Source organism: Vibrio sp. TRT 29B02, assembly GCF_050113655.1.
GTDB lineage: Bacteria > Pseudomonadota > Gammaproteobacteria > Enterobacterales > Vibrionaceae > Vibrio.
Genome location: NZ_JBNJOJ010000022.1, coordinates 17,404 through 37,120 on the forward strand (window position 1 = coordinate 17,404; position 19,717 = coordinate 37,120).

Below are 19,717 nucleotides of genomic sequence, written 5' to 3' on the forward strand. Positions count from 1 at the left end.
TTCATTTTCTTGATAAATGTTTGTTCAAGTATTGGATTGCTTGCTCTTTACCCATGTACTTGCCTAGAGTTTTTATCGGGACAGACGCTAGATCAACCACGATGAGTCCATCAAGGGCGTAGTTAAAGGCTGGGTCAACGTTAAAACAGACCAACTTACCATTCATGCCCAAATATTGTCTTAGCAATACGGGGAGCCCCATCCCTTGTTCTAGTCGATTAAGAACTTTTGACAGGATAGGGAGCTTAGACAGTGAACTTAGCATGTCAGGACGCCAGAATTCTTGCCCACTTTTTTCTAGAGGACTTGTTGGAGCGACCAATTTAGCTTTGTCATTGTCGTAGTAGTGAACGGTCATCACGGATGCAATAAGCTGCCTCGCGACGGGACTGTAGTCATTGCTGATGCTGACCGGACCAAATAGATGCGTGTACTGAGGGTGGCGGTAAACAAACGCCGCAATCCCTTTCCACAGGAGTAGCAAGGAGTGCATATTACGCTGATATTGTTTAGCGACGACTGAACGGCCCAGTTCAATTGATTGCCCGAGGCTGCTTATAAATGCTTGATCGTATTTAAATAAGCTAGAAGAGTAGAGGGCGTCAATTCCTCCTTGTTGAATCAACTCATCGACTAATCCTAAACGATAGGCGCCAACAAGATCTTGCTTGACTCTGTTCCAAACGAACAATTGATAGTATTGGGTGTCAAAATGGTCTAGATCGCAACTTTTACCGCTCCCTTCTCCCACATCTCGAAAGCTTTCTTCTCGTACTCGTCCAATCTCTTGCATCATCCTCGGAATGGTTGGGGTTGGAGCACAATAGACATCGAAGTCTCCCTGTTCCAGTAGCTTGTACTGTTCGAGGTCTAACAGCTCGTGGTGTAATTGTTCTACCGGCACAGGCGCGATAATTGGCTCGAGAGTGCCATCTAAGGGAGTAAGAGGTCGCTTGTGGGTCACGCTACCCATTAGATAGGTATTTAAACGAAAGTACTGGGCAATCTCTTCATCGTTAGCGAAGTCTTTGATCTCTGTGTACGGGATAGGATTGCCGACCGAAACTGAAACCGTTTTACCGGATTTATTCAGGAGTTCTCTTCCCAGCATGGCCGTTCTTAGTAGTGGGTGAATTCGCCCTGCCTGATAAAACAACTTGCTATTCATACCTTGGATGAACAATGGAACGGTTGTCGCTTGTGCATGTTTGACAAATTTGGCGACTGACTTGCTCCAAGTTTTGTCGGTAATCTTATTCTCATTCGCTTGCCATGAAGAGACTTCTCCGGCAGGAAAGAGTATCAACACGCCTCCTTGTGAAAGGTGTTGATTTGCTTCTTGGATTGCTCGTCGGTTAGTTCGTTTGGCTTGTTCACCACCAAATACATCGACGCCAATGAACAAATCATTAAGCTCAGGAATCCGTTTAAGTAACTCATTAGCAAGGACTTTGACATCTTTGCGCACTCTTGAAACCAAAGATGCGAGGATGATGCCTTCAATACCACCAAATGGATGGTTGGCGACAATCAATACCGGGCCTTGACTGGGAATATTTTCAAGGCGGCCGTGATCCACCTGATATTGAGTCCCTATACGAGCTAAGGCTTCGTTCATAAATTCAAAACTGTCCTCTGGCAGCGCTTCTTGCCGATAGAGTGAATCAAGTTTAGAAAGGCCTGTTGCCCATTCGACGACTGATTCGCCAATGCCAAATGGTGTTTTACGTGGTAATCGGAATGGACTATCAATCATACTTAGCTCCTCGGGTAACAAGGCGGTGAGTAACGCTACCTTGGTCTTGTAGATCGCGTAGCAGGAGCGAGGTGGTAATCAGTTCAGCCAAAGCGATAAAGTTTGCTGGTATATGTCTCAAAGGGGGAAACGTCATAGTAATCCGCCTTACTGTTTAATGAGGGTTGGCCAGTTTTGGTCAGCCGTTGAGATGTGACCAGCGCGATCGGCATCCCATAAGGCTTTTACTTCGGCGTTGTAGTTAAGGTAGAGCTTGCCATTGATGATTGACCACTGATTTGGGTCAGAGGGTGCGAAGTCATTTTTTGCTGATACCGCCCAAGCGCAGTACCCGCCATATTGAGGAGCGTAAGCTTCTGGATCGGCAATAAAAGTGTCTAGGTTGGCTTGTGAAGAGAAGTACCAATCTGCACCTTTATATTGGGTTTGCCATTTGCTGTCCCCTTTAATGGGCTTACCTTGAGTAAAATAAGCCACGGTGTCGTAGCCACTGACTGCCTTGTTGCTAAAGATGCCTGTAGATACCTCATCTGCGGCGAATGAAGCAAAACTTAGTAAAAGAATAACTAGACCAAATAACTTTTTCATTTAAAAACTCCTTGTTCGACAATGTCATGCTTGAGGCAAGTAACACGGGTGTTAAAGTCCACGTTGCGAAGGTTGTCGATAGATTGGTAATGCATTTCTTGCTTGGTAGAAGACACGACAACGGAAGTAAAACTTACCGTTCTGGCATCATTTCTTGCCATCAATGGTGAAAGATGAGGGCTGGTGGTGTCGTGGGTTAGATGAAATTCTCGACCCACTTGCTCATTAGGTAATCGGGTAACTAAACGCTCAAACAATCTTCGGCGGTAGTCACGTGCTTGGGTAAAGTTCACTGCCGCGGAAACGATCGGAGCAACCGCGTGCGAACGGGTTAATCTTTCTCCATCCCATGTCCAAAGCACCGTTTCATTCGCAGTACGATGAGTGTCAAAAGAGACCAAAGTAAACGGGGCAAAGGAGCCTAGTCTCATGGATAGAAGACGGTGATCAACTGACTGACTAGAACAGCAACTTGCAAGTTGCTTGATGACCAAGCCGCGGCTGGTCAAATTGCCGTTTGGCACCTTTCCTTGGTAAAAATTGAGCAGGCAGACGGTTAAACCATGCTCATTGGTTGAGATCCAACTGCCACCACCGACAGGGTCAATGGGCATTAAGCAGCGAACGTCATCAATCAATACACTTTGTGGTTCGATTGCTGGTAGGCGAGTTCGTTGTTCATCGCGGTTGAAACAAACCTCATAGTGCGTATTGCCGTGGTAAACCCAAGATAGTGTGCACATAGTTATTGTGCCCTCTGATAGGTGGCAGTGGTTGGTGCGACACCAAAATGATCATCGGATTGCACACCGCGCAGTGAGGCGACGACTTTCGCCATGGCAAAGTGATGGGTTGCATGCAAAGCTGCAAAGGTAAGCTCGCGCACCAGCGTAGACGAAACCTCCTCAACGCTTGTTCGTGAAAGCATAACCTCTGTTTCAACGTTAACTGCCTGATTGAGCTCACTAGATGGCAATCCAAACAGCCATTCAATTAACTCACTAATCTCCTGCTTAGCCATCTCTATGCTGCGCTCAACCGTATGGCCTCGTCGACGAACATTGTAGTCAATGGATGTCGGTTCAAGTTTGATCGCCTGGAATAAATCGAGCCAATGGCGAAAGTGTTCACCGATAGAACTGCTTACATGCGGATGAGCAATAAAAAGATAGTCATCGTCGCTGAGGGTTTCGAGAAATTCATAGCCTTGATTTAACGTTTCGATGCATCCCATTACCGCGAGGGAAGGGTGTATCTGTGCGTCATTCTCTGAGCTTGTGGTTAGATTTTTCATCGTTTGCTCCTAAACTAGCAATTCAGTTAATCCGTCATTGGGTAGCGCTGTGTTAGCCGCTTTTCTTCTCGCCAAGCTTGAAGTAATGCGCCCAAGCTTGGTGTTTTGTGTCCCTGCTTTTTTTGCTTAGCCCCAATTTGATAGAGCAGACGATATTGAGTTAATAGCGTCGAAAAAATATCTTTTAGGCGGGTATCGCTATCCCAAATATGCGCAGCTTCGCTACTGGCACCATTGATCTCTAAGATGTCGAAACATTCCCCATTCATTAATGCGTGAATATCTCTGAACTTGATATCGAGACGGCCGTAATTGAAACCCTCAAACTCAGTGAGAATCGTATCTAGCTGCTGCTCAAGTGCCGGCGTAATGAACTGATTACCATCACGAAAAATAGCGCCACGAGAATGGCTACCCGCAAACGCCAATTGGAATTGGTTGTTAGCTGGAATGACGAGGTCGAGGTGCTCACTGTGGCGTGGTAGGTAGAGATGCTGTAACTTGCCCGCTCTCGGACACTTATCAATCAATTGTTGTAGGGTCGATTGACCATCTCCAACCACATACGGTGAATATTTCAACGTAATCGAGATGATCCTGCCTTTGGTTTCACCGGGCTGTCTGACGTAGAAAACGCCAGCTTCTGCGCTGTACGGTGACTTCTTCTGAAGCAGAAAGCGTCCGGAGAGAGGAAAGCTTTCGATGTACTCTCTCAGTTGTTGATTGGAATGAATCAGCTTGACACCGACACCACGGCAACCCAGATCGGGTTTAGCCACCAGTGGATAGCTCAGGTTCGCCGCGTCGAGTTGCTGTAACGACTCATTTAGTAGGTCATCAGTGTGGTTTGAGGATTTGACCAAGGTAATAAAGGGCAAAATCCATTGATTCGCTGTCTCGCCTGCCGAGGTGAATATATCGTGTTTGGATTCTCCCACCATGCCACTCAACTTAATCGCAGGGTTAGCAATAAGCGGCAGTGCCCAATCTCGGTGCGCCATACTTAACACGGCACTTTGGAGTACAACGGGAGTGTAGAAAAACCATGCGGGTAGGAATTCAAAAGGCGAGATAACGCGCTTTGGTTGCTCTAAAACGGGCATTCCCGCGTTGACCATTCCCTGTGGAATGACGTCAAGGTTAGCGAGCTCTATCATAGGTATCCCTTAATAGCGTTTTGGTTAGAAGTTTGTTTACAAGCACCATCAGGAAGCCTCCCAGTGGAATGAGCACCCAACCTGACTGGTGTTGTTGAAACCACTGCGCGTTACCAAGTTGGAAGAAAGAACCGAAAATAAGCACCGTCCATAAAGCGGTTGCTGTGAGTACGGCGAACAAGAATGTGGTTTTGGCTACACCAAGAAATCCACTTAATGTGAATCCGACGGTTCGTAATCCCGGAATGAATCGCACCAAAAATAGCGTCATGAACGCTCGTCGATGCAATATGTGTCGCAGACTTCTCGTCCGCTGATAACGGAACAAACGATAGCGAAGAAAACGAACTCTTTGTGCCATTTTGCCGATCATATACAGCCCAAGATCACCTGAACTGATGCCGGCAAAGACAGCGAGTAGGGCAATCGACGTTGGCAGTGCTTGCTCGACTGCCAAGCTTGCCGCCGTAACGATCGCAAGATCTTCTAGTAGGTACGAAAGTAGGACGATACCGAGGAATAGCGCCAAGATAGATAGATTGCCTTGAAGCAACCAGACTTCAATGGTCTTTGATATATCTGTCATAACTGATCCCCATCAATCCTTAGCGCAAAACAGTGCCAACTAGAAATAACTTAGATAAGTCATTTCTAGGTAAAGTGGTCATAACATTCACAGAATTTCTAAATGCCACTCAGCTAAAGAAAGGGAGGAGTTAAGAAAAATTTCATCAATAGATGATAATTACTAAACGCTCTTGGAGACTAATCGGACTAAAGCGAGCTCTTTTATCCTAAAGATTTATCTGGGATGCTCAGTAAATCCTGATTGATTTAGCGCCTTATTCCGACGTGGTGGGTGATATTGATTCTCAATGTGTGATTGTAATTCATTACATATGTAACTAATAAATCTAATAAAAACTTTATATATGAAGCTGCTTCATATTTTGATAATTAATTGCTTTTTAACATTTTTGTAACCTTTGTTATTCGGTAACTATGTGATGCGGTTTACTATAAGGAGTCACAAATGCAAGTAAGCATCACAACAACAAAAACAATGATCGCGACGGTTATCAGCACCACCCTTCTATCAGGGTGTTATTGGGATGATCCTGAAAAAGCAGCGAAATACGTCAGCAGTAAAATCGACCGAGACGATGTGGTAGAACACTTAGTCGAGTTGGAAGGTCGTGCATCGAAAACCAGTGATGGAAGTTCTGTTACACGAGCGGCTGGAACACAGGGCTATGCAGAATCACTAGACTATATTGTCGATACGATGAAGGAGCACAACTACCAAGTTTCTATCCAAGAGTTTGATTTTAGAGCTTGGGAGGAATTGGCTGGAACACAGCTAAGTGTTAACGGTACTCGCTTGATTGGTGTCAGAGAGGCAGGAGAAGGCGTTGATGCTGATTTTGCTGTTATGTCCTATTCGGGTAAGTCAAACGGTACTTTAGCCGCACAAGCAGCCTTTGTGACGCCTGATTTTCGATTTGATGCACCAGACTATGATGATACTGATGGTTGTGAATCAGCGGACTTTATAGGCAAAGACGTCGCAGACAAAATTGCCATCATCCAACGGGGTGGGTGTAGTTTTAGTACTAAGGTAGTCAATGCACAAAATGCGGGTGCAAAAGGCGTGATTGTCTTTAACCAAGGCAATGGAGAAGGCCGCAGCAGCGTGGTGAATGGCACCTTGGGTAACGACAGTACAGCGACGATACCTGCTTTTGGCGCGCGCTACGAATTAGGCAAACAGTGGTACGACTTAAGCAAGACGACTGACGTGCCTGTTAGCCTTCAACTCAGCGTACAAGATGACGTTGTTCTGACGCAGAATATCATCGCCGAAACAAAAGGTGGTGATGAGAATCAGGTGGTTATGTTAGGCGCTCACCTTGATTCTGTTCCTGAAGGTCCCGGCATCAACGATAATGGTTCCGGTACAGCTGGGTTATTGGAATATGCCGTCACACTGGCAAATCTGAATGCCCCAGTGAAAAACAAAGTTCGCTTTGCTTGGTGGGCCGCAGAAGAAGCCGGTTTAGTGGGTTCGGAATACTACACCAATGATCTTTTCGCCCCTCTTCGTGATCAAGCTGAACGAGAAATTCGTGCTGAGCTAGGTCTTGATGATGCTAGTCCACTAACCCCGGAGCAAGTCGATCTGGTGGATGCGCGTTACTATGAGTTGAACAAGGTTAAGCTCTACTTGAACTTTGATATGATCGGTTCTCCAAACTATATCTTTGGCGTTATGGACGGAGACCTATCGGATACCAAAGATAGCCCAGACAATGCCTACACGGGCGATTTCAAACCGCCGTATGGTACCTCTGATATAGAGTCTACGTTCAATCGTTTCTTCAGCAGCAAATCACACGCTACTGTTCCACAAGCACTTTCTAAGCGTTCAGATTACGCAGGGTTTGCAGATTGGGGAGTGGCATTTGGTGGCCTGTTTACAGGTGCGGAAAATGTGAAATCAGCAGAAGAAGTCGATCAATTTGGTGGTCAGATTGATGTGGCTTACGACAAATGCTACCACCAAGCCTGTGATGATTTGAATAACATCAGTCAGACAGCGTTGTACGTGAACACTCAGTCGTTGGCGTACGTGACGACCTTCTATGCATTCAGTCAGCCGGTATTCCCACAGCAACAGCCTGAAGTTGTTCCAGCGCTGCGTACCATGGACGCAGTGTTCGTTCCTCAGAACAAGCTGCGTGTGGGGGAGAAGTTAAAAGCGGCGGATAGTGTTTCAGATCATGACCACTTCCACGGTGACTTTGACCAAGACCGTCAATAAGCGAGTAGAAAATAAAAGCCGCACGCGAGTCTAAGGTGCGGCTTAATTATTCCTAGTAGAAAGCATGGTTCTGCTAGGATTCACTCATGGATTAGACGTTAGTACCTTGACTAAGAACGTAATTCAATCCGCCGAGAATCGCGGCCACTTGTGCATCGTTACACTCTTCATTGGTGACTTTCGGGCTGTCTGGATAGACTTCTGTTGTCGTGCCATAAACACAGTTTGTCACGCCGCCACATAGCCCCAGCTTAACCATAGGGTAGTTGATCACCCCGTGCTGAACGACAGCAGAACCAATGATTTCTCCTTTCTCATCAGCGGGCGCGATATGCGTGACTTTCGCAACGGATTCGATAACCGCCGCTTGAAACTCTGATTGAGGGTTTTCTGTGTCGCCGACCGTGTAGAAACCGTCGGGAATCATACCTTCAATGTATTCAATACCATCGCGAGCTGCTAGAGCAGGGCGAAACTCGTCTTCATCGCTGTCTGTGGTTTCATGCAGGTCGATATGAACTAGGATCTTGCCTTGGATAGCGGCGACTAGCGCCATCAGATTGGCGGATTCTTCCGCTGGGCTATCGGCATAGAATGAACGGTTAGGGTCGATAGCCAATGGATTCCAACGATTGATGGTTTCGTAACCCCACGGGCTGACACAAGGGGCGACGATAATATTGAAGTGCTGACTGTAAGTGGCCATTTCATCTGCGGCGAATTGGAGTGCACCGTGCACGCCACTGGTCTCGTAGCCATGTACACCACCAGTCACCAAAACGACGGGTTTCGATATGTCCCAGTTCTTAGTTTTGATGCAAAAAAGCGGATAGCGTTTAGGGTCATAAGAGAGCGCACCATATTGCTCGACATCAAATTGGTTTTTAAGAGCGAGAATCTTAGGGACGACTTGTTGCTGATATTCGCGTTTAATAGTGGTTTGTTGACGCCATGCGATTTTTTCCGCTTCGCCCCATTTTTGCCCAGGGGTTCCGATTGGATAAGTGTAAGTACTGCGCATTACCTTGCCTTTATTGTTATTGGAAAATTGCACCTAGGATAGAGTGCTGTAACCGTACAGGCAAATGTTCTATCGCTGAAATAAAAAGATTGACTGTGTGCTGACGTCAATTGAGTTTGAGCTTTAGCGTTGCGGTGTTACATTTAGTTACATTGAACCTAATTTAATATGAGAAGAAACAATGGCAGGTGCAAGTTTATTAACGTTACTTGATGACATTGCGACGGTTTTAGATGACGTTGCTTTGATGTCTAAAGTGGCTGCCAAAAAAACGGCTGGCGTGCTTGGAGACGACCTCGCGCTCAATGCCCAGCAAGTGTCAGGGGTAGCGGCTGAGCGAGAAATTCCGGTAGTCTGGAGTGTGGCGAAAGGCTCGTTTCGCAACAAGCTGATACTGGTTCCAGCCGCGCTATTAATCAGCGCTTTCATCCCTTGGCTTATTATGCCTTTACTGCTAATTGGTGGTTTGTTTTTGTGCTACGAGGGCGCAGAAAAGATCATTGAGAAGTTCACCCATCAACCGAATGAAAGTGAAGATAAAACCATTGAAACGACGCTTTCTATCGAAGAGTATGAACGTAACAAGATCGCTGGAGCAATCCGTACCGACTTTATTTTATCAGCCGAGATTATTGTCATTGCACTGGGTACGGTTCAGGGACAGTCAACGACAACTCAAATATTGGTTGTGAGCTTAATCGCTGTGCTTATGACGATAGGTGTCTACGGGCTAGTGGCTGGAATTGTAAAGCTCGATGATCTGGGTTTTTACCTAGAACGTTGCTCGCAAGGGCGAGGGCTTCGTTCCGCATTGGGGCGCGGATTGATCACTTTTGCACCAAAGCTAATGAAAGCATTGGCGGTGATAGGAACTGCGGCAATGTTTTTGGTTGGCGGTGGCATCGTTGTCCATAACGTTCCAGCCATTCACCACTGGATTGAACCCATTATCATGGACATCCCAAATCTGTCATTGGCAAAAGCGCTGTTTCCTTCATTGCTTAACGGCTTGATTGGTGTGGTTTGTGGTCTTGTTGTTGTGGCGATATGGCACGTGATATCGAAGCTAAAACGTTAGTCATCGATTTCTACAGGGCTCGACAATCGAGCCCTATTTTCCGATTTCGTCACCCTCATTGCTTTCACCCTTGGTGATTTTCTCTAGTGCCGAAGTGAGCAGCTCGCTGGTTTGTGCTCCTGAAATGAGATGCTTTCTATCAATGATAATGGCTGGAACCGCGTTAATCCCTGCTTCAAGCCACTGCTGCTCTGTTGACGCAACGGCTTGCGCCCAACTTTCATCATTGAGGATGTTACCCGCCAGCTCGATATCTAGTCCTACGGACTGAGCACATTCAATCAACACTTGTGGATCGCTGACATCTTTTGCACCTGAGAAATAGGCTTCAAACAATGCCATTTCAAGTTCAAACTGTTTATTTTCACTCTGTGACCACATCAATAACTGATGTGCTTTACGGGTGTTGTAGATTTTCATCCCATCATAAAAGTTAAACTTAAAACCCACTTCTCGGCCAAGCTGAGTAAGGGTCTCTCGTGCCGCAATACTGGCTTCTTCAGATATGCCATATTTTTCGTGTAAGTGCTCACGCAGGTTTTGGCCTTCGGTGCCCATTGCGGGATTCAATTCGAACGGATGCCAGTGGATCTCAGCTTCAATACTCTCACTGAGACTGGCAAGAGCATGCTCGAGTCGTTTGTAACCGATAATACACCATGGGCAAACGACATCTGAAACGATGTCTATTCGAATTTTGTTCATCTCAACGTCCTTCTACTACTGCTATCAATAATTATAGAGAGCTTAATGATAAGATTTGAGCATTACTTCGCAATTTGAACAGCTCTACGCCCAGTTACTACTACGTTAAAAAATGGCTTGAGGCTGAAGTCGTGGCCTGTCCTGTTTTGATAGGATAGCGAAATCAATGATGACGCCTAGCTTTTACTAGGTATATTGTTAAGGAAATCGTGATGTTAACTGCTCACGCGACAGATGTAATTTTGCATGCGTTTGACTGGCCTTATCCTCTAGTTGAACAACGAGCTCGCCAAATTCAGCAAGCGGGCTATAAGTATGTTTTGGTCTCCCCGCCAATGAAGTCGTTAAAAAAACCGCAGGGGACAAAGTGGTGGCAACGCTATCAGCCTCAAGACTATCGTGTTATTGACAATCAATTGGGCAATTCTCAACAGTTTAAGTCGATGCTTAATGCCCTCAAACAGCATGGGATTGGCATCTATGCGGATGTGGTCTTCAATCATATGGCGAACGAATCGTCAGTCCGTAACGATCTACAGTATCCATCGGCTACCGACCTAGACGACTACCAAGCCAACAAAGAGTACTATCAAAATCAACGTTTGTTTGGAGATCTCTCTAAGCCACTGTTTAACCATGATGATTTTGTTGAGGCATTTGGTATTGAAGATTGGCAAGATCGTTGGCAAGTACAAAATGGACGCATTACGAGTGGTCCTAGCGACCCAGGTTTACCCACGTTACGTGTGTGTACCAATGTCATCTCGCAACAGCAGTCTTACTTAAAGGCTTTGAAGAAACTCGGAGTGAAGGGGTTTCGTATTGACGCTGCGAAACATATGACGCTAGAACATCTTAAACAGGTATGGACTGATGAAATTTGTCAGGACATACATATCTTTGGCGAAATCATTACTAGCGGCGGCGCAACTCAGCCAGAGTATGAGCTGTTCCTCGAGCCATATCTGGCTCAGACGCGGCTAGGGGCTTACGATTTTCCACTGTTTCAAACCTTGTATGACGCATTGCAGCCAAAGGGCAGTATGAAGAGTCTGGTCGATCCGTACTGTTTTGGTCAGGCACTCTCTGAGACGCGAGCGATCACGTTCGCAATTACTCATGACATACCCAATAACGATGTGTTTGCGAATTTGGTAATGACCCAAGCACAAGAATGGTTGGCTTATTGCTATCTATTGGGACGAGATGGTGGTGTTCCGCTTATTTATACCGATCTGGATACCAGTGGCATTCATGGCAAAGATCAGCAACCGCGTTGGCTTAATACGTGGAATGATCCGCGGATGCTTGCAGCAATTGATTTCCACAATCGTATGCACGCTAAACCGATGACCATGATTGAGGCTGGTGATGATCTACTGGTCTTCGCTCGAGGAGAAGAAGGTATGGTTATTCTCAATAAATCGGTCAGAGCTAAAACCGTTGAACTAAGCAGCAGCGCAACTTGGGTTGATCTACTGACAAAGCAGACGTTCCTTTCTAAGGCTGGCATCTGTCACCTAGATGTGCCAGCACAAAGCGCACGGATGTTAATTACGGATTAATACAATAGGCGCACCAGTTACGGTGCGCCTTACTCTTTCTGGGTTGAGATTAGACGGTAAATTTGTTCAAAATACTGTCTTGTTCGCGAATGTTTTCGGTTTGAGCCTGCATGGCAATGTTGGCATTATTTGCGGCTTCTGCAACCTGAGTGGACAAGTCTTTGATCTTCACTGTGTTGTTGTTTATCTCTTCGGCGACTAAGCTTTGCTCTTCGGCGGCTGAAGCGATCTGAATGTTCATGTCACTGATTCGCTGAATGGCATCGCGAATGCTTTCGAGTGCTCTGTTGGCCTCCTGAGCTCTCTCGACAGCGGTGCTAGCGGTTGTTTTACTCATATTCATGGCATTCGACACAGACGTTGCCCCTGCCTGTAATTGCTCAATCATGTTACGGATTTCCGTGGTAGATTCCTGAGTTCGTTGCGCGAGCGTGCGAACTTCATCAGCCACGACCGCAAAACCACGCCCCGATTCACCGGCGCGAGCCGCCTCAATCGCTGCGTTGAGTGCCAGCAAGTTTGTTTGGTCTGCGATGTCATTAATGACTTTGAGTATGGTTTCAATGTTGTCTGTTGCAGATTCTAGGACTTTAACTTCCTCGACCGCCTCATCAATTTTCTGAGAAAGATTGTCGATAGCACTGGTGGTTTCACTGACAACAGATGTCCCGATACTGGTTGCATCATCGGCTTCTTTTGCCGCAGCCGCAGCCCCTTGAGCATTGTTGGCGACATCGCCTGACGTGGTGGCCATTTCATGCATCGCGGTGGCCAACTGTTCCAGTTCGTGAAGTTGGTCTTGCAGTGCTGAAGCCGATTCTTGCAAGCCGACAGAAGTCATTTCTGAACCTCGCAAAATTTCAGAACCGATCGCTTTAGACTGAGTAATCAGTTGCTGGAGCTGGCTGGTAAAATCGTTAAACCCACTGGCGAGGATAGAGAACTCTTTGTCAGTCTTGGTATCAAGACGTTGCGTCAGATCCCCTTGACCAGAAGCTACGTCCTGAATGGCATCGCTGAGCGAATCGAGAGGGCGCATCAATGTTTTGATCAAAACCAAAAGGATGACGATACTGATAACCAAGGCAATCACCGTGTAGATGATGGAGCTGTTTCTCAGGTCAGCAAGAGATTGATATGCGATCTCTTCATCAAGTACTACACCAATATACCAATCTTCGCCGGGCACTTTGGCGAAGTCGAGAGTGTACTCTTTACCATCTATAATGGTTTCTTGGGGTTGGTCTTTAATCTGTGTATCGCCTAAGTACTCTTTCATAGGCTTACCATTTAACGCTGTCGTTGGGTGCGCAATGGTTGTGCCATCACCAGAGACGATAAACACGTACCCCGCGTTAAACAGATCGACCTTGTTAACCAGTTCAGCGAGCGCGGCCAAGCTCACGTCATAAAATATCGCACCAATAAATTTACCGTTATCTCGCACTGGGGTGGCGATCGAAACCAGTATTTCACCCGTGCCTGAATCTGCGTATGGCGCAGTAATGATGAGCTTTCCAGAGTTTTTTGCGTCAATATACCATGGTCTGACACGGGGATCCCAACCTGCACCAGGGTCCCATGATGCTTCATTACCTATGTGTGAACCGTCGCTTTCAAACCCTAACCCAGCAAGGAGGAAAGTCTCTTTTATCACAGGTCGGGTGATAACCTCGGAAATAGCGTCAGGTGAAAGGTCAAGCTCAAGCATACTTGTGGCATAAGAGGCTATCGCTTTACGAGCATTAATTTCAGATGCGGTCGTGTCTCGGACACCGTTAACGATTTCGGTGACGCTAGAAGTAACCTGAGATTTCACTTCACTTCGAACAATATAGTATTGCTGAAGAGTCAGAAGTGTAACAGTCGCTAAAAGCAGGACAGACGAAGCGGCCACAATCTTATGGCTAAATTTCATTTCATGATCCTCATAACTATAGATAAACTCTTTATTTATAGATCTATAGTTATGAAATGAGTATTCAGCCAGAAAAAACTAAAACTTTTCTATCAGTTAAAGGCCGAGTATGGTTTTCTCTAATCCCGTCAACAACGATTCGTTACCATCAAATAGCGTCGAGACAACTTGTGCGCGTTTTTTACCAGACTTCATCTGCTTACATGCCTCTCTAACCGTTAGGACTAATTGGAGTTCATTGGCTAATGAAGAAGTTTGATTCACTTTCCAGTGATTGATTTTCTGGCTGAGTTTGCTCTCTTTTAGAACCGGTTTTAAAGAGGTGAGTTCTTGGCGTAAAACCGCCAGCAAGTCGAGTTGTGCCTCGCGGTTGGCGACGAGTGTTGCGAGTCGATTAAGCACGGCTGCCATTAACTCATTGAGCTCAACATATCCACCTTGCTTAGGTAATTGAGACGTGACACGTGACGACACTTGTACAGAACGAACGAGGGTTTTCGGCGTATAAGTTATCGCTGTCAGGGAGTCGAAAGGTAACCAGAAAGATTGTCCCGCTTCTACTGCATATTCTTGTTTACCGAGTTTAACCAATGCCAAGCCCTTCTCAACGCAAATAAGCTGATGTTTCAGCAGCTTTTTTCGTGATGTAGAAACAAGGAAGTCGTATAGCTCAGATTGGAAAGAGATTGCGTAGTGCATGGTGTCGCTCATCGGTAAAGGGGCGCTAAGATTAACGCTTATTGTTAAAAAAGCCAACTTTGTGGAAGGTATCGCCCAATTTCCGATAAAGAGTCTGGTCTGACCTTGCCGATTCTGCGAGAACTGTAGCTGCTAAGAACCATTTCTCAGCGTAGAATAGTGCGGCTTTTTACCTAACGAACAGAATAATGACGACAAACACAGACCCTTTTATTGAGATTCGTCCTTACAATGACGATGAAATTCCCGCGGCAATTGACCGCTTAGTTAATGATGAAGAATTCATCAGTGCGATTTTACAGCACCGCTTTTCAAACCACGCTGGTTGGTTTAAAACCTTAATGTCGCCAGTGGTTAAGATATACCTGAAGATGAAATGGTCCAAGCTCAAGTCGGTTGAGACCATACAACTTGAGGTTAAGAAGTATCTAGATCAAACCCTTAAGTCCACAACTCGAGGCGTGACTTACAGTGGTCTGGATAATTTAGACACAGAGCAGGCTTACCTGTTTGTTTCTAACCATCGTGATATCGCGATGGATCCTGCTCTGGTTAACTATGGTCTGTTCAAGAATGGCCATAAGACAGTCCGTATTGCTATCGGTGACAACCTGCTGAAAAAGCCTTGTGCGACTGAGCTGATGAAGCTCAACAAAAGCTTTATTGTTAAACGTTCAGCGAAAGGCCCTCGCGAAATGATGAAGGCCCTCGGTACTTTGTCTGGGTATATCAAACACTCTTTGGATACTGGTCACTCAATCTGGATCGCTCAGAAAGAAGGCCGCGCAAAAGATGGTAACGATTTTACCGATCCAGCAATCTTAAAAATGTTCCATGTCGAAGGTCGAAAGCTCAAGCTCTCATTTCCTGACTACATCAAGACGCTAAAAATTGTTCCGGTTTCTATCTCTTACGAAAACGACCCATGTGATATTGCGAAAGCCATCGAGTTGCATGCTAAAGATTCTGTCGGCAGTTACGAGAAAGGCGAGTTTGAAGATATTGAAAGCATTATCCAAGGTATTGTTGGCGATAAAGGACACGTGCATGTCGCATTTGGTGATGTGATTGAGCAGGACTTTGAAACACCTGAAGCACTGGCTCAAGAAATTGATCGTCAGATTCATGCTAACTACAAGCTATTCCCAATCAATGAGCTTGCTGCGGGCAATGAACAAGTGGATGAACAGGTCAAAAAGACGTTTGCCGAAAAGTTGAACTTACTACCAAAGGATGCCCAGCCTTATTTGGTTGCCAGTTATGCCAACCCAGTAAAGAACCGCCCGTAGTGGCTAGGCGTTGAGTTTTTAAAGCCTCATGTTCTGCATGGGGCTTTTTTATTGGCTTAGGCTAGGGAGCAACGGCTCCACCCAACGTTAAGTTTGTTGGCCACTTAGTAATGCGATTGCCACCGAGGAAAATATTCCCTTTTACCGTCATCGTTTCGGGAAACTGAGTGATCTTCGAACCGCCTATATACAAATTCCCATCGACTGTTAAGCCTTCTGGAAGTGATTCGAGTGGCGTACGTATGACACTGAGATCGCCTTTTACTCTGAATCGTGGAGGAAGAGAGGTGACTGGTGTATCAGTTAAATTAATATAGCCGCCGACTTTCACCCCACTGGGCCAACGAGTAATTTGGGAACCGATCAGGTTAGCAAATCCACGAATATTAATCCCTTTTGACAATTTCTTTAAGCCACTGTTGGAGGCATCTAAACTGCCTTGGATATCCATTCCTTGCGGAAGATGTTGAATTTGGGTTTTTGCGATGTTGAGATTGCCTTGGACAACAAGTCCTGCGGGAAGCTCGGTATAGGGTTTATTACGCAAATCCAGATTACCGTAGTTGTCGAGATGATTGAGAATACGGAACTGGTCGAGTGGTTGTGCGTAGGCAACAAAACACAGCGAGCAGAGCAATGGGATTAAGTAAAGTGGGTTGCGAATCATAGCCAGTAGATGAGTTACTTTTAGGTCACTATGAGTTCTAGGCTAGAGCAGGTCAATGACAATGACAAGCAAAGTCAAAAAAACGGGCACAAGCGCCCGTTTTATAAAGAATAAATCACTGATTATCGTGCTAGCGATCGAGTTTTTAACTCAAAAATCAGTTTCTCTGCACTCACTTCAAATTTAAAACGAGCGGTTAACTCTGATGACTCGTCATCAATTGGCGTTACTTCGTGCTCTACATTCGCGCACACTTGCTGAGCGAGTTGAATGTACTTGTTTAGCTCAGCTTCTAAAAGGGTTTTACCTGCTGCATAGATGGTTACTTCAGCAACATCATCGCCTTCTTTAATGATGAAACCCATTTCGCCTGCGCAGCCACATGCCTCGCATACTTGATCTTGTTCGGTGCTCATTTAGACATCCTCCTACAAATAATGTGGCTATATTAGCGAGTTATTTGATGTTTATCCATAAAAAGCACTGTGTCAGGTTTCAGTGTAAGCGCAGCATGATATGTTGACAGCTGAGTAATTTTTAATCTTTTGTTCGATAATAGTTCTTGTTTGACTGTGAGGTAGATCAACTAATGACGAAAATACGTGTCATTATTTTGTCAGAATGCCATCCATTTCGTTGTCAGAACTAACAATTTGTAAGATTATCGATAGCTCACAATTATATTAAAAAAAAATAATGCCTTGTGGGTTATAGAAACACACAAAGTGTCTCTATAAATATTTAGCTTGCACAACAATTAGGTAGTTCATGCGGTTTAGCCGTTGTTTGATCTTTGTGTTTCATAAGAGACATGGTTTCTATTGTTACATGACGGGTTGAAGTGAAAGCTAGTCACTTGGCGTCAATAATTGACTCAATATGAGTTTAGACGGATTTACAGAGAGAAGAGCCTGAACATGCCAAAGCGTAGTAAAGAAGATACCGAAATCACGATTCAGAAAATCATGGATGCGGTTGTTGATCAGCTTTTGCGTCTCGGTTATGACAAAATGTCGTACACCACACTGAGCCAGCAAACTGGTGTTTCGAGAACCGGCATCAGCCACCATTTTCCGAAGAAGACCGATTTCACCGCCGCACTAGATGGTCGAATCTTCAAGATGTTTGTTGACCACGTAGAGTTCGATAATGGGTTGGATGCCTTTTCATCTAGTTGGATCGCAGCGTTGGATAATGAAGAGTTTCGTGCCATCCTTCGCTTGCTTTTTCACCATATTGTTACATCTCAGAGCACACACGAGTTTGCAAGCAATGGCATTGACCGCTTGTACAAGATGGCTGAAACACAATTCGGTGAGGGTAGTGCGAAAGAACTGGAGTGGTTAATTGGTAAATCACTCATTCGTATGGCTAAATAGCCAATCGTCAAAGCCTTCTTCGGAAGGCTTTTTGGTCTTAAATTCGCCACTTCTCTTCTTCTCTCTCCTAACTCGATACGTTTTCTCATCGAGTGGCAAGATTTCGTCACCCAGCAACTGAGTCAGCAAAACTATTTTTAGCACTGTGAGTGCATTTTTAGAGCGCCAATTTTCACGTGGTCTACCATTAAAATGTTGCTAATTAATTTTTTTTGTAACTGTTTGGCTAATAAAGCATCAATGCGCTGTATTTGGTAACTCGGTGGTCTGCTACACTGTGATTGTTACAACAACCAATAGAGGAGTAGGTGTACGCATGACTTTTCCCGTCCTTATATGCGATGACTCCGCTTTAGCGAGAAAGCAAATGGCTCGCTCACTGCCTGCTTCGCTAAATGCTGACATTTCCTTTGCTGTGCACGGCTTAGACGCTCTGGAACAGCTGGAAAAGCAAGAATTTAAATTAATGTTTCTCGACCTGACCATGCCTGAGTTGGATGGTTTTGGTACGTTAGAGGAAATTGCGAATCGAAACATCGATATCTCCGTAGTGGTGGTATCTGGTGATATTCAACCTAAAGCTAAAGAACGAGTGATGTCTCTTGGTGCTAAGGCATTTGTCCAAAAGCCCATAGATAAAGATATCCTCAATAGCGTTCTTAAACAGTTGGTTGAACCCGTTACTCAACCTCGGATTGTGACGCCCGTTTCCATCGAGCTACCCATTTTGCGTCGTCGAGATGTCTATATGGAGGTCGCTAACGTCGCGATTGGCCGCGCTGCTGATGCACTTGCGCGACATTTCGATGTGTTTGTTCACTTACCGTTACCCAACGTCAATATTTTTGAAGTGAGTGAACTTCACATGGCGTTGCGAGATCTCGCCGAAAACGATCAGGTTTCTGGTGTTTGCCAAGGCTTTAGTGGTGAGGGGATTGCCGGAGAAGCGTTAGTTTTACTTAGTGATTCGAGTGTTTCTGATCTCAAGAAATTGATGAAAGTTCCCGCTGATAGTGAAGAGCTCGAGGAGCTGGAACTGCTTATGGATGTGTCAAACATACTCGTGGGCTCATTTCTCAATGGCCTTGGCCAACAAGCAGAAGTGCGTTTTTTCCAAAGCTCACCCGTCCTGCTGGGGCAGCATATTTCTATCGATTCGGTCATTTCTTCCACTTCAGGATCGTTTAAGAAAACCATGACATTTGAAGTCAGCTACAACATTGATGGCACTTCAATTCGTTGTGATTTGTTGTTTATGTTTGTCGACGAGTCTTTGCCGTTGCTAGATAACAAACTCGCTTATTTGATGGAGGACTTCTGATGTTAAATCTTCCAGCTGAATTTGAGCAATTCCATTGGATGGTCGATATGGTACAGAATGTCGACTTAGGACTGGTCGTTCTCGACAAAGATCATAACGTTCAGGTTTGGAACGGCTTCATGACTCATCATAGTGGTGTACAAGCACATGATGCGATAGGTAAGTCCTTGTTTGAGCTCTTCCCTGAAATTCCTCAGGAGTGGTTCAGATTGAAAACCAAACCAGTCTATGATTTAGGCTGTCGAAGCTTTATCACTTGGCAACAACGCCCTTACTTGTTTAAGTGCCGCAACGTACGCCCAGTGACTCAGCAAGCAGATTTTATGTACCAGAACATCACGCTTAATCCGATGCGAACCCCAACAGGGGAAATCCGATCCTTGTTTCTTTCAATTCAAGACGCGACCGCAGAAGCTCTGGTGTCAATAAATCAATAATTTGCCAACAACGCCAAGGAAC

At 45.4% G+C, this 19,717-nt stretch carries 21 protein-coding genes; 7 read left to right on the forward strand and 14 right to left on the reverse strand.

Going from position 1 to position 19,717, the window contains the following annotated elements:
• Position 1 precedes the first annotated feature (1 nt).
• From ACQEXT_RS13975 to ACQEXT_RS14005, 7 genes are read right to left on the reverse strand one after another with little or no spacing between them, the layout of a single operon-like run.
• Positions 2–1,756, reverse strand: coding sequence for a lysophospholipid acyltransferase family protein (locus ACQEXT_RS13975; protein WP_426952600.1), 1,755 nt, complete (start codon positions 1,754–1,756; stop codon positions 2–4).
• A complete protein-coding gene (locus tag ACQEXT_RS13980; protein WP_426952601.1) occupies positions 1,749–1,892 on the reverse strand; it encodes a hypothetical protein in 144 nt (47 codons plus the stop codon). Before ACQEXT_RS13980 ends, ACQEXT_RS13975 begins: the two co-directional genes overlap by 8 nt.
• A gap of 11 nt (positions 1,893–1,903) precedes the next feature.
• Positions 1,904–2,344 (reverse strand): YHS domain-containing (seleno)protein, encoded by a 441-nt coding sequence (locus ACQEXT_RS13985; protein ID WP_138973228.1) that lies wholly within the window; start codon positions 2,342–2,344, stop codon positions 1,904–1,906.
• Entirely contained in the window at positions 2,341–3,087 is a 747-nt protein-coding gene (locus ACQEXT_RS13990) for an NRDE family protein (RefSeq protein ID WP_426952603.1), read from the reverse strand. Before ACQEXT_RS13990 ends, ACQEXT_RS13985 begins: the two co-directional genes overlap by 4 nt.
• 2 nt (positions 3,088–3,089) lie before the next feature.
• Positions 3,090–3,638 carry a hypothetical protein gene (locus tag ACQEXT_RS13995; RefSeq protein ID WP_331418210.1) on the reverse strand — a complete coding sequence of 183 codons (549 nt, stop codon included), beginning with the start codon at positions 3,636–3,638 and terminating at the stop codon, positions 3,090–3,092.
• A 26-nt stretch (positions 3,639–3,664) separates the two neighbouring features.
• A complete protein-coding gene (locus tag ACQEXT_RS14000; RefSeq protein WP_426952605.1) occupies positions 3,665–4,795 on the reverse strand; it encodes a D-alanine--D-alanine ligase in 1,131 nt (376 codons plus the stop codon).
• Positions 4,779–5,381, reverse strand: a complete 603-nt coding sequence (locus ACQEXT_RS14005) for a DedA family protein (RefSeq protein WP_426952607.1) — start codon at positions 5,379–5,381, stop codon at positions 4,779–4,781. The genes ACQEXT_RS14000 and ACQEXT_RS14005 overlap by 17 nt, the downstream gene beginning before the upstream one ends.
• A gap of 447 nt (positions 5,382–5,828) precedes the next feature.
• Here ACQEXT_RS14005 and ACQEXT_RS14010 point away from each other — a divergent pair, with 447 nt between their 5' ends.
• Positions 5,829–7,616, forward strand: coding sequence for a M28 family metallopeptidase (locus tag ACQEXT_RS14010; RefSeq protein ID WP_426952609.1), 1,788 nt, complete (start codon positions 5,829–5,831; stop codon positions 7,614–7,616).
• A gap of 91 nt (positions 7,617–7,707) precedes the next feature.
• On the opposite strand, the gene ACQEXT_RS14015 is transcribed toward ACQEXT_RS14010, so the two are convergent.
• On the reverse strand, positions 7,708–8,637 hold the full coding sequence (locus ACQEXT_RS14015; protein ID WP_426952610.1) for a M14 family metallopeptidase: 930 nt from the start codon (positions 8,635–8,637) through the stop codon (positions 7,708–7,710).
• Positions 8,638–8,818: 181 nt separating this feature from the next.
• Between ACQEXT_RS14015 and ACQEXT_RS14020 the strand changes: the two genes are divergently transcribed.
• Complete coding sequence (locus ACQEXT_RS14020; RefSeq protein ID WP_138973233.1) at positions 8,819–9,715, forward strand: DUF808 domain-containing protein; 897 nt, start codon at positions 8,819–8,821, stop codon at positions 9,713–9,715.
• A 33-nt stretch (positions 9,716–9,748) separates the two neighbouring features.
• Here ACQEXT_RS14020 and ACQEXT_RS14025 read toward each other — a convergent pair whose 3' ends face one another.
• Positions 9,749–10,420 carry a DsbA family oxidoreductase gene (locus ACQEXT_RS14025; RefSeq protein WP_426952612.1) on the reverse strand — a complete coding sequence of 224 codons (672 nt, stop codon included), beginning with the start codon at positions 10,418–10,420 and terminating at the stop codon, positions 9,749–9,751.
• A 212-nt stretch (positions 10,421–10,632) separates the two neighbouring features.
• Between ACQEXT_RS14025 and ACQEXT_RS14030 the strand changes: the two genes are divergently transcribed.
• Positions 10,633–11,985: an alpha-amylase family protein gene (locus ACQEXT_RS14030; protein ID WP_426952614.1), complete on the forward strand. Its 1,353-nt coding sequence runs from the start codon at positions 10,633–10,635 to the stop codon at positions 11,983–11,985.
• Between the two features lie 49 nt (positions 11,986–12,034).
• On the opposite strand, the gene ACQEXT_RS14035 is transcribed toward ACQEXT_RS14030, so the two are convergent.
• Both ACQEXT_RS14035 and ACQEXT_RS14040 read right to left on the reverse strand, forming a co-directional pair.
• A complete protein-coding gene (locus ACQEXT_RS14035; protein WP_426952616.1) occupies positions 12,035–13,903 on the reverse strand; it encodes a methyl-accepting chemotaxis protein in 1,869 nt (622 codons plus the stop codon).
• A 96-nt stretch (positions 13,904–13,999) separates the two neighbouring features.
• Positions 14,000–14,602 (reverse strand): AraC family transcriptional regulator, encoded by a 603-nt coding sequence (locus ACQEXT_RS14040; protein ID WP_426952618.1) that lies wholly within the window; start codon positions 14,600–14,602, stop codon positions 14,000–14,002.
• A gap of 188 nt (positions 14,603–14,790) precedes the next feature.
• Between ACQEXT_RS14040 and ACQEXT_RS14045 the strand changes: the two genes are divergently transcribed.
• On the forward strand, positions 14,791–15,891 hold the full coding sequence (locus ACQEXT_RS14045; RefSeq protein WP_138973237.1) for a 1-acyl-sn-glycerol-3-phosphate acyltransferase: 1,101 nt from the start codon (positions 14,791–14,793) through the stop codon (positions 15,889–15,891).
• Positions 15,892–15,952: 61 nt separating this feature from the next.
• Here the strand turns inward: ACQEXT_RS14045 and ACQEXT_RS14050 are convergent, their stop codons facing one another.
• Together ACQEXT_RS14050 and ACQEXT_RS14055 are read right to left on the reverse strand one after the other, a co-directional pair.
• Positions 15,953–16,558 carry a hypothetical protein gene (locus tag ACQEXT_RS14050; protein ID WP_331428073.1) on the reverse strand — a complete coding sequence of 202 codons (606 nt, stop codon included), beginning with the start codon at positions 16,556–16,558 and terminating at the stop codon, positions 15,953–15,955.
• Between the two features lie 122 nt (positions 16,559–16,680).
• Complete coding sequence (locus tag ACQEXT_RS14055; RefSeq protein WP_138973238.1) at positions 16,681–16,974, reverse strand: YfcZ/YiiS family protein; 294 nt, start codon at positions 16,972–16,974, stop codon at positions 16,681–16,683.
• A 501-nt stretch (positions 16,975–17,475) separates the two neighbouring features.
• On the opposite strand from ACQEXT_RS14055, the gene ACQEXT_RS14060 reads away from it, so the two are divergent.
• On the forward strand, positions 17,476–17,937 hold the full coding sequence (locus ACQEXT_RS14060; RefSeq protein WP_138973239.1) for a TetR family transcriptional regulator: 462 nt from the start codon (positions 17,476–17,478) through the stop codon (positions 17,935–17,937).
• On the opposite strand, the gene ACQEXT_RS14065 is transcribed toward ACQEXT_RS14060, so the two are convergent.
• Positions 17,914–18,081, reverse strand: coding sequence for a hypothetical protein (locus ACQEXT_RS14065; RefSeq protein ID WP_426952619.1), 168 nt, complete (start codon positions 18,079–18,081; stop codon positions 17,914–17,916). The two genes, ACQEXT_RS14060 and ACQEXT_RS14065, sit on opposite strands and share 24 nt — an antisense overlap.
• 172 nt (positions 18,082–18,253) lie before the next feature.
• On the opposite strand from ACQEXT_RS14065, the gene ACQEXT_RS14070 reads away from it, so the two are divergent.
• Positions 18,254–19,258 (forward strand): response regulator, encoded by a 1,005-nt coding sequence (locus ACQEXT_RS14070; protein ID WP_138973240.1) that lies wholly within the window; start codon positions 18,254–18,256, stop codon positions 19,256–19,258.
• Positions 19,258–19,695, forward strand: a complete 438-nt coding sequence (locus ACQEXT_RS14075; RefSeq protein ID WP_138973241.1) for a PAS domain-containing protein — start codon at positions 19,258–19,260, stop codon at positions 19,693–19,695. The genes ACQEXT_RS14070 and ACQEXT_RS14075 overlap by 1 nt, the downstream gene beginning before the upstream one ends.
• Positions 19,696–19,717: the final 22 nt, after the last annotated feature.

Coding starts and splice junctions, on each gene's coding strand:
- ACQEXT_RS13975 (WP_426952600.1), bottom strand. CDS start 1,756: ATGATTGATAGTCCATTCCGATTACCACGTAAAACACCATTTGGCATT.
- ACQEXT_RS13980 (WP_426952601.1), bottom strand. CDS start 1,892: ATGACGTTTCCCCCTTTGAGACATATACCAGCAAACTTTATCGCTTTG.
- ACQEXT_RS13985 (WP_138973228.1), bottom strand. CDS start 2,344: ATGAAAAAGTTATTTGGTCTAGTTATTCTTTTACTAAGTTTTGCTTCA.
- ACQEXT_RS13990 (WP_426952603.1), bottom strand. CDS start 3,087: ATGTGCACACTATCTTGGGTTTACCACGGCAATACGCACTATGAGGTT.
- ACQEXT_RS13995 (WP_331418210.1), bottom strand. CDS start 3,638: ATGAAAAATCTAACCACAAGCTCAGAGAATGACGCACAGATACACCCT.
- ACQEXT_RS14000 (WP_426952605.1), bottom strand. CDS start 4,795: ATGATAGAGCTCGCTAACCTTGACGTCATTCCACAGGGAATGGTCAAC.
- ACQEXT_RS14005 (WP_426952607.1), bottom strand. CDS start 5,381: ATGACAGATATATCAAAGACCATTGAAGTCTGGTTGCTTCAAGGCAAT.
- ACQEXT_RS14010 (WP_426952609.1), top strand. CDS start 5,829: ATGCAAGTAAGCATCACAACAACAAAAACAATGATCGCGACGGTTATC.
- ACQEXT_RS14015 (WP_426952610.1), bottom strand. CDS start 8,637: ATGCGCAGTACTTACACTTATCCAATCGGAACCCCTGGGCAAAAATGG.
- ACQEXT_RS14020 (WP_138973233.1), top strand. CDS start 8,819: ATGGCAGGTGCAAGTTTATTAACGTTACTTGATGACATTGCGACGGTT.
- ACQEXT_RS14025 (WP_426952612.1), bottom strand. CDS start 10,420: ATGAACAAAATTCGAATAGACATCGTTTCAGATGTCGTTTGCCCATGG.
- ACQEXT_RS14030 (WP_426952614.1), top strand. CDS start 10,633: ATGTTAACTGCTCACGCGACAGATGTAATTTTGCATGCGTTTGACTGG.
- ACQEXT_RS14035 (WP_426952616.1), bottom strand. CDS start 13,903: ATGAAATTTAGCCATAAGATTGTGGCCGCTTCGTCTGTCCTGCTTTTA.
- ACQEXT_RS14040 (WP_426952618.1), bottom strand. CDS start 14,602: ATGCACTACGCAATCTCTTTCCAATCTGAGCTATACGACTTCCTTGTT.
- ACQEXT_RS14045 (WP_138973237.1), top strand. CDS start 14,791: ATGACGACAAACACAGACCCTTTTATTGAGATTCGTCCTTACAATGAC.
- ACQEXT_RS14050 (WP_331428073.1), bottom strand. CDS start 16,558: ATGATTCGCAACCCACTTTACTTAATCCCATTGCTCTGCTCGCTGTGT.
- ACQEXT_RS14055 (WP_138973238.1), bottom strand. CDS start 16,974: ATGAGCACCGAACAAGATCAAGTATGCGAGGCATGTGGCTGCGCAGGC.
- ACQEXT_RS14060 (WP_138973239.1), top strand. CDS start 17,476: ATGCCAAAGCGTAGTAAAGAAGATACCGAAATCACGATTCAGAAAATC.
- ACQEXT_RS14070 (WP_138973240.1), top strand. CDS start 18,254: ATGACTTTTCCCGTCCTTATATGCGATGACTCCGCTTTAGCGAGAAAG.
- ACQEXT_RS14075 (WP_138973241.1), top strand. CDS start 19,258: ATGTTAAATCTTCCAGCTGAATTTGAGCAATTCCATTGGATGGTCGAT.